Below are 16083 nucleotides of genomic sequence, written 5' to 3'. Positions count from 1 at the left end.
GGTTGTGCGGAAGGTTCTGGCCGAGCGAGGGCGACGTCAGGGGCCTTCGGGGTCGACGATGTCGCGATCGGCCCAGAACGGCTCGACGAGGCGGCGCAGCTCGGCGGCGCCGACGCGATCGACGAGGGCGGCGGCATCGAGGTTCGCGCGCAGCTGCGCGATGCTCGACGCGCCGAAGAGGGTCGTGACGAGGGCGGGGTGCGTGAGGGTGAACGCGATGCCCAGCTGCGCCGGGGTCGCGTCGAGCGACTCCGCGAGCGCCGTGAAGGCGGGCACGTCGTCGATGATGCGCTGCCGGATGTCGCCCGGATCCCGCCCGATCTGCCGGTCGCCGTTCACCTTGCCGGCGAGCACGCCGCCCTCCAGGCAGTCCGAGGCCTGCAGGGTCAGTCCCTGCTCCCAGAGGCGGGCGAACGGCGCCCCGTCGGGGATGGAGCGGCGCGAGACGCTGTACTTCAGCTGGGCGATCTGCGGGCCGGGGACGCCCTCGGCGGTCGCGATGTCGATGAGCCGCTGGATGGATCCGGCGGACCAGTTGTTCACGCCCCAGGCGCGGATCAGTCCCTCGTCGGTGAGCCGGGCGAGATCGAGCACGAGGTCGCCCAGCTCCAGGTCGTCCCGGCGCAGGTCGCCGAGGATCACCAGATCCGCGTGCTCGGCCCCGACGCGGAACAGGGCGTTCTCGAGCTGGGGGCGGAAGCCGTCCGCGCCGAACGCCTCCAGCCACAGCTTCGACGAGAGCAGCCATTCGTCGCGACGCAGGCCCGCCGCCCGCACCATCGCGCTGAAGATGACGTCGGTGAAGGCGGGCGGCATGCCGGGCCCCGTGTACACGCCGACGTCGAAGAGGTTCACGCCGCGGTCGACGGCCTCGCGGAGCATGGCGGTGGCGTCGCCGAAGTCCATGCGGTCGTAGGTGTGCCAGGAGCCGAGCGAGAACAGCGACGCGCGGATGCCGCTCGTGCCGATCTCGCGCCGCGCCATCTCGGGTCGATGCGGTGTCGTGGTCTCTGCGTTCATGGTCGCGGTCTCCTTCACAGCCGGGGGTCGATGACGGCCTTGACCTCATCGAGGTGGTGCATGTTCGCGATCTTCTCGGAGGCCTGGGCGAGCCCCACGGGGGCGCTGAACAGCGCGTCCCACGGGTACCGGTCGGCGAAGGCCTGGAAGAAGTCGATCGAGCGGGCGTAGTCGGCGATGTCGCCGTTGAGCGAGCCGACCATGGTCAGCTCCTTGCCCATGAGGGCGCTCACGGGGAAGGCGTCCCCCACGGGGCCGGTGGATCCGACGATCACGACGGTGCCGCGCGCGGCGGCCATGCCGACGGCGTCCGGTCCCACGCTCGGTGCTCCGGCGAAGTCGAACACGTGGTCGGCGCCGTGGCCGTCCGTGAGCTCCATCACCTGGGTGACGACGGGGCCCTCGCGGAAGTCGACGACCGCGTCCGCGCCGAAGCGCGCGGCGAGCTCCAGCCGTGCGGCCGGGGCGCCGACCGTGATCACGCGTCCGGCGCCGGCGATCTTCGCCACCGCGGTGGCGAAGATGCCGAGGGCTCCGGAGCCCTGCACGACGACCGTGGATCCGGGGCGGATCCGCCCGCCGCGCTCGAAGGCGCGCAGCACGGTCTTCGCCGCGCAGCCGGCCATCGACGCCCACGTGTCCTTCACCGCATCGGGCAGCAGCAGCTTCGCCGCCCCCGGGGTGACGTAGGCGTACTCGCTGAGTCCGGCGGTCGCGAACGGCGGCACGTCCGAGCGCTGCAGGAAGCCGTAGCCGCGGCGGGAGCAGTGCACGGGCTCGCGCAGCACGACGCATCCGTAGCACTCGCCGCAGGTCGACTCCGACCAGCCGATCCGGTCGCCGACGTGCAGCGGCCGGCCGAGCGCATCCACGGTGCCCTCGCCGAGGGCGACGATCTCGCCGACCATCTCGTGGCCGAGGACCATCGGCAGCATGCCGGGGAAGGTCATCCTGCCTTCCCAGATCTCGATGTCGGTGCCGCACAGGGTCGACACCGCGATCCGCACGAGGGCGGCGCCGGGCGCGACCTCGGCGGGGAGGGGCAGATCCTGCAGGGTGAGCGGCTGACCGTGCTCGGTGAGCACGGCTGCGCGGGTCGTGGTGGGGATGGTCATGCGGATCCTTCCGGGATCAGGGCGTTCGCCGGGGGCGGGGCGGTCAGACGAGCAGCTGGCCGCCGTCGACGGGGACGGAGACGCCGGTGATGTGGCTCGCGGCGGGGCCGGCGAGGAAGACGACGAGCGGGGCGACCTGCTCGACCTCCGCGATCGTGCCGAGCGGGATCCGCGCCTCCCAGGCGGCGCGCGCCTCGGGGTCGGTCGCGAAGCCGGCGGTGAGCGGGGTGAGGATCGGTCCGGGCGCGACGGCGTTCACGCGGATCCGGCGTCCTGCGAGCTCGATCGCGGCGGTGCGGGTCATCGCGTCGACGGCGGCCTTGGTCATCTCGTAGTGGCCCATGCCCGGCGTGGGCTGGCGCCCGCCGATCGACGAGGTGTTCACGATCGCGCCGCCGTCGGGCAGGCGCGGGGCGAACTCGCGGAGCATGAGGAACGTGCCGCGGATGTTCACGGCCACGGCGGCGTCGAAGACCTCGAGCGGGACCTGCTGCTGGGTGCCGCCGCCGAGCACGACGCCGGCGTTGTTGACGAGCACGTCGATGCCACCGAGCGCGGCGCCGGCCGCGGCGACGGAGGCGGGGTCGGCGATGTCGAGCGCGATCGCCGTGGCGCCGAGCTCTGCGGCCACGGCGGCTGCGGCCTCGGCGTTCACGTCGCCGATGATCACCTCGTCTCCGGCCTCTCGGAAGGCGGCGGCGATGCCGCGGCCGAGCCCGGAGGCTCCTCCGGTGACGAGAATGCGGCGGGGGGAGATGGTCATCTCACGTCCTCTCTGACGGGGCATCTCCGTTATATTCTACAAGCATAGAAAAACGCAACCCGGGGTTCCTCCCCGGTCGTTGAGCGAGGACGGCGCAGCCGCCCGAGACGAAACGCCCTCACAGCAAGGAGCACACATGTCAGCGTCGACACTTCCTCACCGCGCCCTCGGCGGGCTCGTCGTCCCCCCGCTCGCGCTGGGATCCTGGAACACCTGGGACCGGATGGATCCCGACGACGCCGCGGCCATGATCCGCCGCGCCGTCGAGCTCGAGGCCGGGTTCTTCGACGTCGCGTACTACAACATGGGTCCGCACGCCGAGAACTCCCGCACCGACATCCTCTTCGGCCAGGCCCTGCGCGAGAGCGGGATCGATCGGAGCACGATCGTGCTGTGCGGCAAGCTCTGGCTGTGGGACTGGCCGAACCAGTCGTTCCGCGCCCAGCTCGTCGAGAGCCTGGAGCGCGCGGGGCTCGACCGCTTCGACACGCTCGTGGTCGGCGACTACCTGGACGAGCCCGACGTCGCGCGGATCGTGGCCGACGTCAACGCGCTCATCGCCGAGGGTCTCGTGGGCGGGTGGGGCATCAACAACTGGCGGATCGGGCACACGCGGGCCGCCCTGGCCGTGGCGGCCGACACGGGTCTCGTCGGACCCTCGTTCGCCCAGCTCAAGTACGGCATCGCCCGGCGCGCCATGGCGGAGGGGGCCGCCTACGGCCCGCTCTTCGCGGACGGGACGCTCGCGCTGCAGGCCTCGGACGTGTTCGAGGGCGGGATCCTCGCCACCGGCCTCGTGCCGCAGCGCAAGATCGGCGCCGACGTGGGCGGCATTCGCGAGCGCATCCTCGCGCTGTACCCTGAGGTCGCCCGCATCGCCGACGGCTTCGGGGTCACCCCCGCGGCCCTCGGCATCGCGTTCTGCCTCACCCATCCGGCGGCGGCGAACGTGCTGTTCGGCGCCTCCCGGATCGCGCAGCTCGAGCAGAACCACGCGGCCCTCGCGCTCGTCGCCGAGCGCGGAGGCGAGGTGCGCGAGGCGCTGGCCGGTCTGCAGGCGGACGTCGTCGTCCGCGACGACGGGGCCTGGTGAGCGACGTGGCGGAGGCCGCGCGGCGTCGGGACGAGAACGGGACAGAGGGACGAGGAGCACGCAGTATGGATCTTCAGGACGAGACGACGCCGTCCGCCGCCTACCGCGGCTTCGGCGGCCGGGTGGGGGAGTTCACCTCGGAGTCGGAGCCGTGGTGGCCGCCGCAGCCGAGCGCGGCGCCGGGGGCCCCGAACGTGATCGTGGTCCTCGTCGACGATCTCGGCTTCAGCGACCTGGGACCGTTCGGCGGGGAGATCGACACCCCGCACATCGATCGGCTGGCCGAGGAGGGGTGGACCTTCACGAACTACCGCACGGCGCCGCTGTGCTCGCCCGCCCGCGCGGCCCTGCTGACCGGGCTGAACCCGCACCGGGCGGGGTTCGGCCTCGTCGCCCACACGGATCCGGGCTATCCGGGGTTCTCGTGCACGCTGCCCGAGGACGCGCCGACGCTCGCGGAATCGCTGCGCGCCGGCGGCTACGCGACCTTCATGGTCGGCAAGTGGCACCTCACCGTCGACTCCCGCCTGCACGACGGCGCGGACCGGTCGTCGTGGCCGCTGCAGCGCGGCTTCGACCGCTACTTCGGGTCGATGGACGGCTTCACCTCGCTGCACCACCCGCACCGCCTCGTCCAGGACAACTCGGTCGTCGACGTCGCCGAGTTCCCGGACGGGTACTTCCTCACGGACGACCTCACCGACCGCGCCATCGGCATGATCGACGACCTGCGCGCGAACGACGCGGCCAAGCCGTTCTTCCTCTACTTCGCGCACACGGCCGTGCACGGGCCGATCCAGGCGAAGGAGGCCGACATCGCGAAGTACCGCGGCCGCTACGAGGCCGGGTGGAACGCGCTGCGCGAGGAGCGGTTCGCCCGCCAGCGCGAGCGCGGCATCGTCGGAGGCGACGCGGCGCTGCCGCAGGGCGCGCTCGCGGACGAGGGGCGCATCCCGTCCTGGGACGACCTCGACGACGCGGAGCGGGAGCTGTTCGCACGCTACATGGAGGTCTACGCCGCGGCCGTGGACGAGGTCGATCAGAGCGTGGGCCGGCTGATCGCCCACCTCGAGGAGCGGGGGGAGCGCGACAACACCATCATCGTGGTCGCGAGCGACAACGGCGGCACCGCCGAGGGCGGTCCGCGCGGAACCCGCAGCTACTTCGCCCAGTTCGGCAGGATGGGACCGGATCCGGAGGGCTGGGTGCCCGACGAGCCGCGCGAGGTCGACCTGATCGGCGGCCCGCGTCTGTTCGCGCATTACCCCGCCGGCTGGGCGCGCGTGTCGAACACGCCGTTCCGCTCGTTCAAGGGCTCGCTGTACGAGGGAGGGGTGCACGCTCCGCTCATCGTCTCCTGGCCTGCCGCGCCCGAGGAGATGCCGGCGGGGCTGCGCGACCAGTTCGTCTTCGTCTCGGACCTCGCCCCGACGATCCTCGAGCTGACCGGGACGCCGCGGCTGGACCGGCGGCACGGGAAGGAGGCCGTGCCGAGCGACGGCCGCAGCGTCGTCGACGTGCTGGGCGCCCCGCAGGCGCCGGGACGGCAGGACCAGTACTTCGAGTGCTTCGGCAGTCGCGCGCTGATCGAGGACGGCTGGAAGGCGGTCTCCACGACGCCGCCGACCCGGGAGCAGGGGGCGGCGGGCGGCGTCTGGGAGCTCTACCGCCTCGCGGAGGATCCGACCGAGACGCGCGACGTCGCGGCGGAGCAGGAGGAGCGCACCGCGCGGCTCGCCGGGCGCTGGCGTGAGGAGGCCTGGGCGAACGCGGTCTTCCCGCTCGACGACGACGGATCCCTGCACCGGATCCGGCCCGCGACCGAGCGTCCGCTGGGCGATCCCGTCGCCCTCGTGCCCTACCGGCCTCCGCTGGAGCGCTACCGTTCGGCGGCCCTCACCGTGCTGAGGTCCTTCGAGGTGTGGATCGACGTCGTCACCACGGCGGACTCCGCCGGTGTGCTCGTGGCGCACGGCGATCAGGGCGGCGGCTACCTCGTCGCGATCGACGGGGGCGCCCCCCTTGTGTCCTACAACGCGTACGGGCGCATGCATCGCGCCCGGGGCGCGGCGCTCGCCCCCGGTGCGCATCGCCTGGTGCTGAGGATGGCGGAGCAGGACGACCTGCGCTGGAGTGCCGAGCTCGAGGTCGACGGCGCCGCAGGCGTGCGGATCCCCTCCGTGCCGATGCTGCTGGGAATGGCGCCGTTCACGGGGATCAGCGTGGGATACGACTACGGCGGACCCGTCGACTGGGAGCTCTACGAGAGGCATCGCAGTTATCGGTTCGACGGACCGGCGCTGGTCGTCCGGTACCTGCCGGGCGCGAGATCGGCCCACGACGTCACGGAACTGCGCGAGATCGACCGCGAGGTCGCGCGGGTCGCGGACTGAGCGTGCGCCGCCCTCGTCCGAGCCGCGGGCGACAGCTCTGCGCGCTCGGACAAGGGCGATTCGCGCAGGGTCATGGATCCGGTCCGTCCCGGGGGAAGAACTGCTTGCGTTCTTTTTCCACACATGTAGACTAAACGCAACGACACATCGGAGTGACGTCGGCAAGGCTCCCTGGAGCGCGGCCGAAGGTGCTTCGAACCCTTCTTCACCTCAACCCGCACCGAGAGAAGGAACCATGAAACGAGTGCCCCTCGCGATCGCCGCGGCCGTGGCCGCGGTCCTCGCCCTCACCAGCTGCTCCGGCGGCGGAGGCGCCACGACGCAGGCGAGCGACGCAGCCGCCGCGGCGAACGCCCCCGACGACCTCAACATCGGCAACTTCCTGGACGTCACGTCCTGGGATCCGGCCCTGGCCGACATCGGCTTCGACGGGCCGTACCTGTCCGCGGTCTACGACGCCCTGATCGCCCTCGACAAGGACGGCAAGCCGGTTCCCGCCCTCGCGGAGAAGTGGGAGGTCGCCTCCGACGACCTCAGCATCACCCTCACCCTGCACCAGGGCGGGAAGTTCAGCGACGGCACCCCGGTCGACGCCGACGCCGTCGTCAAGAGCCTCGACTACCTCAAGGCGGGCGCGCGCTCCGGCGAGGCCTACACGAACGTGTCGTCCTTCGAGGCGGTGGACGACCACACGGTCAAGATCAACCTCACGCAGCGCGACGACACCATCCTGTACTTCATGGGGCTCGGCCGCAGCTACGTGATGTCGCCGAAGGCGATCGCTGCGGGCACGCTCGGCAAGCAGCCGGTCGGCTCCGGCCCCTACACGCTGGACAGCGCGACGAGCGTCGCCGGATCCGAGTACCACTTCACGAAGGTCCCGGGCTACTGGGACGCGAAGGCGTACACGTTCAAGAACCTCGCGATCTTCCCGATCATGGACGCCACCGCCCGCCAGAACGCCATGCTCAGCGGTCAGATCAACGTGCAGTACGGCGACATCACGAACAAGGACGCGGCCCAGCAGCAGGGCTGGAACACGGTCTCCCGGGTCTCCGGCTGGGCAGGGCTCGTCATCACCGATCACACGGGCGCGAAGAACAAGGCGCTCGGTGAGCTCAAGGTCCGCCAGGCGCTGAACTACGCCTTCGACGGCGCGGCGATCCTCAAGGCCGTCGGCAGCGGCGCCGGCGTCGCGACGAACCAGGTCTTCCCCGACGGCGGCTCGGTCAACGACCCGTCGCTCAACAAGCAGTACGCGTACAACGTGGACAAGGCGAAGCAGCTCCTCACCGAGGCCGGCTACCCGAACGGTTTCGACATCTCCATGCCGATGTCGCCGGTGTTCGAGCAGTGGAAGCCCGCCGCGGACCAGGCGCTGACCGCGATCGGCGTCAAGGTCACCTGGGACAACATGCAGATGCCCGACTACCAGCTGAACGCGCCGAACTACCCGATGTTCATCTCCTTCCTCGCGATGGACGGCAACGAGGTGGCGACGGTCGCCCGGCAGGTCACGTCCAAGCAGTGGTTCAACCCGGCACCCGACTACGCGAGCAACGCGGTCCTCGCACCGCTCGTGCAGAAGGTCCAGGACACCAAGGGGAGCGACCAGACGAAGGCGATCAAGGACCTGAACAAGGCCCTGGTCGACCAGGCCTGGTGGTCGGTCTGGTACCAGGCGGACAACACCTACTACTCGGTGTCCGGCATCAAGGTGCAGCCCGTCATCGGCATGATGTTCCCGACGCTGCGCTACATCACCAAGGGCTGACGCCCCGGGGGCCGGGCCCGTCGCCGGGTCCGGCCCCCGTCTCCTCCTCACCCCCGAGAGGTCCTCATGCTCCTGTTCACCGCGAAGCGGCTGCTGTCCGGCATCGTGCTGCTCGTGGTCGTCTCCGTCGCGACGTTCTTCCTCGCGCACCTGGCGATCAAGGATCCGACCGCCGCGCTCCTCGGCACCACCGCGAGCCCCGCGCAGCAGGCCGCGCTGGCGACGAAGATCGGCATCGACCGTCCGCTGCTCGTGCAGTTCTGGGACTGGTTCTCGCACCTGCTCACCGGCGACTTCGGATCCTCCTGGCGCAACTTCCAGCCCGTGGGAGCGCAGCTCGCCATCAAGGTCCCGGTGACCCTCTCGGTGGTCACCTTCGCGACGCTCATCACCGCGGTCCTCGGGATCGCCTTCGGCATGGTCACGGGCCTGCGCCCGGGGACCTGGTTCGACCGGATCCTCAAGGGCGTGTCCGTGGTCCTGTTCGCCCTGCCCGGCTTCTGGGTGAGCCTCGTGCTCGTGATGTGGTTCGCGGTGCAGCTGAAGTGGTTCCCCGCGGTCGGCTACGTCCAGCCCTCGCAGTCCTTCGACGGCTGGATCCGCTCGCTCACCCTGCCCGCGATCTCGCTCGCGCTGGGCGGCGTGGTCGCCGTCTCGGAGCAGCTGCGCAACGCCGTGATCGCGCAGAGCCGTCAGGACTGGGTGCGCACGCTGCGCAGCCGCGGGCTGTCCCCGGCCCGGGTCAACCTGCACATCCTGCGCAACGCGTCTCCCGCGGCGCTCACCGTCATCGCCCTCATGTTCGTCGGCCTGCTCAGCGGCGCGATCGTGGTGGAGCAGATCTTCAGCCTCCCCGGCATCGGCATGCTGACCAACCAGTCCTCCCAGAACGGCGACATCCCGATGCTCCTCGGCATCACGGTGGTGTCGATCGTCTTCGTCGTGATCATCAACCTCCTGCTCGACCTCGTGCTCGGCTGGATCAACCCGAAGGTGCGCGTCGCATGACCACCACCGACATCCGCGTCGCGTTCGACCGCGCCAGGCAGCGCCGCCGCTCCGGCCTGTTCCGCCGGTTCCTCCGTCACCCCGGCGGATACATCCCGCTCGGGATCTTCGTCCTCATCGTGCTCGTGGGCGTCGCAGCCCCGCTGCTCGCGCCGATGGATCCGAACTTCGTCGACCTCGCGGCCGCCAAGGCGCCGCCGTCCGCCGCGCACCTGCTCGGCGCCGACTCGACCGGGCGCGACATCCTCAGCCGGCTCATCTACGGGACGCGCGTGACGATCTGGGGCGCGCTCATCACGATCGTGACCGCGGTCGTGATCGGCGTCCCCACGGGCGTCGCCGCGGGCTACTTCCGCGGCCCGTTCGACCGGATCGCGATGTGGGTCAGCGACGCGCTGCAGTCGATCCCGGGCATGATCATCCTGCTCGTGGTCGCCGCGGGCAGCCGCAACAACTTCGAGCTGCTCATGGTCACGGTCGGCGTGTTCATGGTGCCGGGCTACTTCCGCATCGCGCGGTCGCAGACGATGTCCGTGCGCGAGGAGCCCTACATCGATGCGGCCCGGGTGTCCGGCCTCTCCGATGCGCGGATCATCTCCCGGCACGTCGTCACGGCGGTCTACCCGCCCGTCATCATCCAGACCGCGCTCACCGCGGGCATGGCGATGGGCATGCAGGCGGGGCTCCAGTTCCTCGGCATCGGAGACTCCAACGTGCCCAGCTGGGGCGCGATGATGCTCGAGGGCTTCCGCCTCATGCTCACCTATCCGCTCATGCTGCTGTGGCCCTCGGTCGCGCTCGGACTGACGATCGCGGTGCTCGCGATCATGGGATCCACCCTCGCCGAGCTGGCGCAGGTGCGCACGCCGCGGCTGCGCCAGCGCGGCGCGAAGGGCGCCGACGCGGCCGTCGAGGCCGTGCCCGCGACCGGAACCGTGCGGCACGCGGCCGAGGCATCCGCGCTGCGCGTGGAGAACCTGCGCGTGAGCCACGCGACCCCGAACGGCGTCGTCGAGGTCGTGCACGGCGTGACCCTCGACGTGGCCCCCGGCGAGGTCGTCGGGATCGTCGGCGAATCCGGATCCGGCAAGTCGCAGACGGTCTTCTCCGTGCTCGACCTGCTGCCCGCGAGCGGTGCGAGCACCGCCGACGCCATCCGCATCGCCGGTCAGGACGTCACGACGGCGACGCCGAAGCAGCGCCAGGCGCTCCTCGGCCGCGAGCTCGGCTATGTGCCGCAGGAGCCGATGAGCAACCTCGACCCGTCGTACACGATCGGGCACCAGCTCATCGAGCCGCTGCGCCGCGTGCACGGCATGAGCGCCGCCGACGCGAAAGCCAGGGCGCGCGAGGTGCTGCTGCGGGTGGGACTGGCGGATCCGGACCGGGTCCTGCGCAGCTATCCGCACCAGGTCTCGGGCGGCATGGCGCAGCGCGTGCTCATCGCCGGCGCGATCTCGGGCCGCCCGTCGATCCTCATCGCCGACGAGCCCACCACGGCCCTCGACGTCACCGTGCAGGCCGAGGTGCTCGAGCTGCTGCGGGAGCTGCAGCAGGAGTACGGCATGGCGCTGCTCATCGTCACGCACAACTTCGGCGTCGTCGCCGACATCTGCGACCGCGTGATCGTGATGCGCGGCGGCGAGATCGTGGAGCAGGGCGACGTGGATCCGCTGTTCGCGCATCCGCAGCAGCCGTACACGCGGGAGCTCATCGCGGCGTCCCTCGACGACGCGGCAGGGCGGGCGGAGCTCGACGCCGAGGGGCGCGCGGGACTCGGCACCGCCGGCCGCGTCACCGCCGGCACGACCAACACGACGGAGGTGCGCGCATGACCGCGCTGCTGGAGGTGCAGGACCTGGTCGTCGAGTACGGCCACGGCCGGTCGGCGTTCCGTGCCCTGCACGGCGTCTCGATCGACGTCGCGCCGGGGGAGTGCATGGGCCTCGTCGGCGAATCCGGATCCGGCAAGTCCACGCTCGGCAAGGCGATCCTCGGCCTCGCGCCCGTGACCGGCGGCAGCATCCGCTTCGACGGCAGGGACATCACCTCCCTCGGCCGCGCGGAGCGCCGCGCGCTCGCGGCCGACGTGCAGGTCGTGTTCCAGGATCCGTACGGATCCCTGAACCCGGCGATGACCATCGGCGACATCCTGTCCGAGCCGCTGCTGACGAGCGGCCTGGGCGGATCCGCGGCGCAGGCGCGGGTGCGCGAGATGCTCGACCGGGTGCGCCTGCCCGAGACCGCGATGGACCGCTATCCGAGCGAGTTCTCCGGCGGGCAGCGCCAGCGCGTCGCGATCGCCCGCGCGCTCGTGCGCCGGCCGCGCCTGATCGTGTGCGACGAGCCGGTCAGCGCCCTCGACCTCACCACCCAGGCGACGATCCTCGACCTCTTCATCGAGCTGCAGCGCGACACGGGCGTCTCCTATCTGTTCGTCTCGCACGACCTCGGCGTGGTGCGCCGGGTGTGCCACCGGGTCGCCGTGATGTACCACGGGGAGATCGTCGAGACCGGGGCGGGTGAGCAGATCACCCGCGCGCCGCGGCATCCCTATGCCGAGCGCCTGCGCCTGGCCTCGCCCGTCGCCGACCCCGTCAAGCAGCGGATCCGCCGGGCCGAGTGGCTGGCGCTGCGTGAGGCAGCGGATGCCCCGGTACGGTAGCAGGCAGCGATCCCGCAGCTGCGCGCCCCGGTGCGCGCCGTCGCCGGACGCCCCGTCGGAAGGAACCCATGCCGAAGATCATCGATCACGATCAGCGTCGTCGGGAGATCGTCGAGGTCGCCAAGGGGATCATCCTCAAGGGCGGGTTCGAGGCGGCGACCATGCGCAGCATCGCCGCCGAGGCGGGCTTCGCGAACGGGGCGCTGAAGCACTACTTCCCGGGCAAGGAGAGCATCGTCGCGGCGACGTTCGAGGCCGTGCTGCAGGAGCACGACCTGTGGCTGCAGGCGTCGATCTCGGCGGAGGTCGGTCCGGAGGAGATGCTGCGCCAGATGCTGGTCGGGACGCTCCCCAGCGAGCCCGAGGAGATCGCCAGCGGGCGCGTGCTGCTGGCGCTGTGGGAGTACGCGATGGCGAACGAGTCCCTCGCCGAGCTCTACCAGGTGCACCTGGCCCGCTGGAGGGCCATGCTCGTGGAGCGCATGGAGGCCGCCCGGGACGCCGGTGCGATCCGCGACCAGGACTACGTCGCCATGGCGAACGAGTTCATCTCGGTCGCCGTGGGCGCGACGGTGATCAACCTCATGTATCCCCAGGGCGATCGCATCCCCGACTATCAGGCCTACATCGACCGGTTCCTCGCGCGACTGCGCTGACCGCGTCGCCGGCGGCCTCCACCCCCGATCGAGAGGAGGGCGCCCGATGAGCGGTGCACCCGAGAACACCCTGTCCGTCACCCGGAGCGCCGGCTCCGGCCGCCCGGTCGTGCTGCTGCACGGCCTCGCGTCGCGGGCGACGCAGGACTGGCCCGCGCCGGTCTGGGAGGAGGCGTTCGCGGGTCGGCCCCTCGTCCGGGTGGACCTCCCCGCCCACGGCGAGAGCCCCGCGGTCGGCGTGCTCCCGACGACCGGCGTCGTCGACCTGCTCGCGCAGGCCGTCGCGGCCGTCGCCCCAGGGGAGGAGGTCGACCTCCTCGGCTACTCCCTGGGGGCGCGGCTGGCCTGGGCGCTCGCCGCGCACCCCGCGCTCGCGGTGCGGCGCGTGGCGCTCGGCGGGCTCAGCCCGATGGAGCCGTTCACGATGGTCGACCTGCCCGCGGCCCGCCTCGCAGCCGCGGGGGGACCGGCGCCGGCGGATCCGATCACGGGCATGATCCTGGGCATGACGACCCTCCCCGGCAACCGTCCGGAGGCGCTGCTCGACCTCATCGAGGGCCTCGCCGCCGAGCCGTTCGATCCCGCCGTCGGCGCGCCGGCCCAGCCCGTGCTGCTGCTCGGCGGGGTCGAGGATCCCATGGCGCAGGGGATCGACGCGCTCGCGGCGGCGCTGCCGGACTCCCGGGTCGTCCGCGTCCCGGGCGACCACCTCGGGGCCCTGCACGCCCCGGAGTTCCGCGCCGCCGCCGCCGGGTTCCTCGCCGAGGACTGACCCCGGCTCCAGGCTCGTCGACCGGGCCGCCGACGCCGCCCGAGTCGAAACGCGGCCCCCCGACACGTTCGGGGTCGTTGAGCGAGGACGGCGGAGCCGCCCGAGACGAAACGCGGCTTCCGAAGATTCCCTGGACACCCCTGTCGACTATTTCCTACAATTGTAGAAACAAGAAAGGCACACCATGACGACCACACCCGACGCCGCGCGGATCCTGGACATCGCGACCGGCTACATGGCCTCGAAGCAGCTCTTCGAGGCGAGCCGGATCGGCCTCTTCGCGGCGATCGCGGACGGCGCCGACACGGTCCCCGCCATCGCCGAGCGCACCGGCGTGAGCGAGCGCATCGCGCGCATCCTCGCCGACGCGATGGCGGGCAAGGGGCTGCTGACCCGCGCCGACGGCCGCTACGCCCTCGAGCCGGACTCCGCCGCGTACCTGGCCGGCGACGCCTCGGCCCTCGACCTCGCGCCGTTCCTCACCTTCCTCGGCGAGATCAGCTACCCGCACTGGCTGCAGTTCGCGCACACCGTCGACACGACCGAGCCCGGCGACCTGCAGATGGACGACGCGCGCTGGGGCACCTTCATGGCCGGCGTCATGACGTACAACGCGCTGCACGCGCAGGAGTTCGGCCGCCTCGTCGACCTCTCCGCCGCGACGAACGCGCTGGACTTCGGCGGCCTGTCGGCGGGCTTCGCGCTCGAGGCGATGCGGCGCAACCCGGGCCTGCGCACGACGTTCCTCTACGCCCCCGGGTTCGAGGACGGCATCGCCGAGGCCGTCGAGGCGGCCGGCGCGGCCGACCGCGTCACGGTCGAGATCGGCGACACGGCGACCGCGCAGCCCCAGGGCGCCTACGACGCCGTGCTCGCGAACCATGTGATCCACCGCTTCTCCGCCGAGGAGAACGCGCAGATCTTCCGCAACCTCCGGGCCGCGGCGGTGCCGGGCGCCACCCTGACCGTGCTCGATTTCTTCCTCGACGACGACGCGCAGCAGCGCGGCATCGACGCGCTGCACGCGGGGGAGTACCTCGTCATCGACGGCACGATCGTCTACCCCGAGGCGCAGGTGCGCGGCTGGCTGGCCGACGCGGGCTGGGACGTGCGCGAGAAGATCGCCCTCCCGGCGAGCCCGCGGGTGCTCATCGCCACGGCGGTGTGAGGCGGCGTCGCCCTGCCCTGCGGGGCCGGGCGACGCATCGGGATCCGATCCTGCGGACGGGAGCGGATCCGGGGCGGGCGACGAGCGGACACGTCGCCCGCCCCTTTCCCGTCGCGCGGGCGGGTCCGGGCCGCTGCGGAGCGCCTCAGAGCGCCGAGCGCACGGAAAGGTGTCGAGTGCACGGCGCGTTCGCGTGAAGTAGCCGTGTGCTCGGCAGGATCCGGTGCATTCGGCGCACCACGATCCGAGGTCGATCAGCGGATCAGCCCCGCTCGAACACCGTCCGGCCGTCGACGATCGTGCGGGCGACGCCGATGCCGGCGACAGGACGGCCGGGCTCGGCCGGATCCTCGTCCAGCACGGTGAGGTCGGCGACCTTGCCCACCTCGAGCGATCCCTTCCACGCGGACGCGCCGTCCTGGCGGGCGGGATCCAGCGTGATGCGGCGCAGCAGGGCGTCCCGGGTCGCCGCGTCGTCGCGGCCGAGGAGAGCGAGCGAGGCGTCCAGCCCGATGCGCCAGTCCGGCGTCGCGATCGGGGCGTCGCTCGTGATCGTGGTGAGGGCGCCCGAGTCGATCATGGCGTGCAGCGGCCAGGCGGCGGCGGTGCGCTCGGGCCCCAGCTGCGTCCCGGCCCACGCGCGCGTGTGCTCGGCGATGAGCGGCTGGACGGCGAACCCGGCGCCGACGGCGCGCATGCGCTCGATCTGCGCGGGGGTGGCGAGGTCGGCGTGCACGACGTAGTGCGGCGCGGCGGCGACGTGCGGGTGCGCCTCGAGCACGCGCAGGAACTCCTCGATCGACTGGTCGCCGGTGGCATGCACCGCGACCTGCTCGCCCCGCTCGACGGCGAGGCCGATCATGCGCCGGTAGGCGTGCAGCGCCCCCTCGGCGCCCTGCGGCAGCAGCTCGCCCGAGCTGCCGTCCGGGTAGGGCTCGCTGACCCAGGCGGTCGTCATCGGGGGGATCCCGTCGGCGAAGATCTTGACCCCGGTGACGGCGAGCCAGTGCGGATCCGTCTCGGGCTTCGGCGCGAGGATCCCCCGCTCGAAGTCCGCGAGGTCGGCCGTGCCGTCCAGCTCCCCGAACAGGCGCAGCAGCGTGACGCGGGCCGTCTGGGCGCCGGCGCGATGGAGGTCGAGGTAGGCGTCCATCATGGCGGTGCCGAAGCACCCCGTCTCGCCCCCGTCCTCGCCCGGCCCGATCCCGGGTTCGGTGTAGCTCGTGATGCCCAGCTCGGCGAGCAGGCGCCACGCGTTCCGCAGGGCGTCGCGGCGATCGGCGTCCGTGTGCACGAGCCGGCCGGCCGGCTGCTCGTGCGCCGGGATGTCGGAGAAGAACAGGTGCGGCCAACGGGCGCCGAGCCAGGCGGCGTGCAGGTGCGCGTCGTTCACGCCGGGGATCGCGGTGCGGCCCTCGAGGTCGACGGTCGCCGCAGCGGGGAGCGCGCGGGCGTCCGCGCCGACAGCGACCACGCGCCCGGAGCGGATCGCGAGCGCGTCGACGACCGATCCGTGCGGGTCGAGGGTGCGGATCCGGCCGCCGTGCAGGAGGAGATCGGCCGCGTCGCCGAACGGTGCGTTCTTCATTATTCCACCAGTGTAGACGAACGATTCTCTGGAGCGCGACGATTCGGGAGGGGGCGTGTCCTGCCTCT

Annotated in this window: 13 protein-coding genes; 9 read left to right on the top strand and 4 right to left on the bottom strand. The window is 71.9% G+C overall.

Annotation, left to right across the window (positions count from 1 at the left end; genetic code table 11):
- Positions 1-36: 36 nt before the first annotated feature.
- Genes J8G10_RS00545 through J8G10_RS00535 form a run of 3 tightly spaced genes read right to left on the bottom strand, consistent with a single transcriptional unit; the run spans position 37 to position 2898 of the window.
- Positions 37-1020 carry an aldo/keto reductase gene (locus J8G10_RS00545; protein ID WP_251438528.1) on the bottom strand — a complete coding sequence of 328 codons (984 nt, stop codon included), beginning with the start codon at positions 1018-1020 and terminating at the stop codon, positions 37-39.
- Positions 1021-1034: 14 nt separating this feature from the next.
- A complete protein-coding gene (locus J8G10_RS00540; protein WP_251438527.1) occupies positions 1035-2135 on the bottom strand; it encodes a zinc-binding dehydrogenase in 1101 nt (366 codons plus the stop codon).
- A 43-nt stretch (positions 2136-2178) separates the two neighbouring features.
- The gene (locus J8G10_RS00535; RefSeq protein WP_251438526.1) at positions 2179-2898 is read right to left on the bottom strand and encodes an SDR family NAD(P)-dependent oxidoreductase; all 720 of its coding nucleotides are present in this window, start codon (positions 2896-2898) and stop codon (positions 2179-2181) included.
- Between the two features lie 136 nt (positions 2899-3034).
- On the opposite strand from J8G10_RS00535, the gene J8G10_RS00530 reads away from it, so the two are divergent.
- From J8G10_RS00530 to J8G10_RS00490, 9 genes are all read left to right on the top strand, one after another.
- A complete protein-coding gene (locus J8G10_RS00530) occupies positions 3035-3991 on the top strand; it encodes an aldo/keto reductase (RefSeq protein WP_251438525.1) in 957 nt (318 codons plus the stop codon).
- Between the two features lie 65 nt (positions 3992-4056).
- Positions 4057-6384: an arylsulfatase gene (locus J8G10_RS00525; RefSeq protein ID WP_251438524.1), complete on the top strand. Its 2328-nt coding sequence runs from the start codon at positions 4057-4059 to the stop codon at positions 6382-6384.
- Between the two features lie 235 nt (positions 6385-6619).
- The gene (locus J8G10_RS00520) at positions 6620-8158 is read left to right on the top strand and encodes an ABC transporter substrate-binding protein (protein WP_251438523.1); all 1539 of its coding nucleotides are present in this window, start codon (positions 6620-6622) and stop codon (positions 8156-8158) included.
- Between the two features lie 66 nt (positions 8159-8224).
- Entirely contained in the window at positions 8225-9166 is a 942-nt protein-coding gene (locus J8G10_RS00515) for an ABC transporter permease (RefSeq protein ID WP_251438522.1), read from the top strand.
- Positions 9163-11001 carry a dipeptide/oligopeptide/nickel ABC transporter permease/ATP-binding protein gene (locus J8G10_RS00510; RefSeq protein ID WP_251438521.1) on the top strand — a complete coding sequence of 613 codons (1839 nt, stop codon included), beginning with the start codon at positions 9163-9165 and terminating at the stop codon, positions 10999-11001. The genes J8G10_RS00515 and J8G10_RS00510 overlap by 4 nt, the downstream gene beginning before the upstream one ends.
- A complete protein-coding gene (locus J8G10_RS00505; RefSeq protein WP_251438520.1) occupies positions 10998-11831 on the top strand; it encodes an ATP-binding cassette domain-containing protein in 834 nt (277 codons plus the stop codon). The genes J8G10_RS00510 and J8G10_RS00505 overlap by 4 nt, the downstream gene beginning before the upstream one ends.
- 68 nt (positions 11832-11899) lie before the next feature.
- Positions 11900-12487, top strand: a complete 588-nt coding sequence (locus tag J8G10_RS00500) for a TetR/AcrR family transcriptional regulator (RefSeq protein WP_251438519.1) — start codon at positions 11900-11902, stop codon at positions 12485-12487.
- 46 nt (positions 12488-12533) lie between these two features.
- On the top strand, positions 12534-13259 hold the full coding sequence (locus J8G10_RS00495) for an alpha/beta fold hydrolase (protein ID WP_251438518.1): 726 nt from the start codon (positions 12534-12536) through the stop codon (positions 13257-13259).
- Between the two features lie 184 nt (positions 13260-13443).
- The gene (locus J8G10_RS00490) at positions 13444-14427 is read left to right on the top strand and encodes a methyltransferase dimerization domain-containing protein (RefSeq protein ID WP_251438517.1); all 984 of its coding nucleotides are present in this window, start codon (positions 13444-13446) and stop codon (positions 14425-14427) included.
- A 262-nt stretch (positions 14428-14689) separates the two neighbouring features.
- Here the strand turns inward: J8G10_RS00490 and J8G10_RS00485 are convergent, their stop codons facing one another.
- Positions 14690-16015 carry an amidohydrolase gene (locus J8G10_RS00485; RefSeq protein WP_251438516.1) on the bottom strand — a complete coding sequence of 442 codons (1326 nt, stop codon included), beginning with the start codon at positions 16013-16015 and terminating at the stop codon, positions 14690-14692.
- Between the last annotated feature and the right edge of the window lie 68 nt (positions 16016-16083).

The sequence above is a fragment of the Microbacterium sp. USTB-Y genome (assembly GCF_023703415.1).
GTDB lineage: Bacteria > Actinomycetota > Actinomycetes > Actinomycetales > Microbacteriaceae > Microbacterium.
Note: the sequence above shows the minus strand (reverse complement) of the source record. Positions and strands in the feature narration are given on the sequence as shown.

Excerpts from the sequence above, each read along its gene's own strand:
- J8G10_RS00535 (WP_251438526.1), bottom strand. The coding sequence starts at position 2,898 with ATGACCATCTCCCCCCGCCGCATTCTCGTCACCGGAGGAGCCTCCGGG.
- J8G10_RS00495 (WP_251438518.1), top strand. The coding sequence starts at position 12,534 with ATGAGCGGTGCACCCGAGAACACCCTGTCCGTCACCCGGAGCGCCGGC.
- J8G10_RS00500 (WP_251438519.1), top strand. The coding sequence starts at position 11,900 with ATGCCGAAGATCATCGATCACGATCAGCGTCGTCGGGAGATCGTCGAG.
- J8G10_RS00485 (WP_251438516.1), bottom strand. The coding sequence starts at position 16,015 with ATGAAGAACGCACCGTTCGGCGACGCGGCCGATCTCCTCCTGCACGGC.
- J8G10_RS00515 (WP_251438522.1), top strand. The coding sequence starts at position 8,225 with ATGCTCCTGTTCACCGCGAAGCGGCTGCTGTCCGGCATCGTGCTGCTC.
- J8G10_RS00505 (WP_251438520.1), top strand. The coding sequence starts at position 10,998 with ATGACCGCGCTGCTGGAGGTGCAGGACCTGGTCGTCGAGTACGGCCAC.
- J8G10_RS00490 (WP_251438517.1), top strand. The coding sequence starts at position 13,444 with ATGACGACCACACCCGACGCCGCGCGGATCCTGGACATCGCGACCGGC.
- J8G10_RS00525 (WP_251438524.1), top strand. The coding sequence starts at position 4,057 with ATGGATCTTCAGGACGAGACGACGCCGTCCGCCGCCTACCGCGGCTTC.
- J8G10_RS00510 (WP_251438521.1), top strand. The coding sequence starts at position 9,163 with ATGACCACCACCGACATCCGCGTCGCGTTCGACCGCGCCAGGCAGCGC.
- J8G10_RS00530 (WP_251438525.1), top strand. The coding sequence starts at position 3,035 with ATGTCAGCGTCGACACTTCCTCACCGCGCCCTCGGCGGGCTCGTCGTC.
- J8G10_RS00540 (WP_251438527.1), bottom strand. The coding sequence starts at position 2,135 with ATGACCATCCCCACCACGACCCGCGCAGCCGTGCTCACCGAGCACGGT.
- J8G10_RS00545 (WP_251438528.1), bottom strand. The coding sequence starts at position 1,020 with ATGAACGCAGAGACCACGACACCGCATCGACCCGAGATGGCGCGGCGC.
- J8G10_RS00520 (WP_251438523.1), top strand. The coding sequence starts at position 6,620 with ATGAAACGAGTGCCCCTCGCGATCGCCGCGGCCGTGGCCGCGGTCCTC.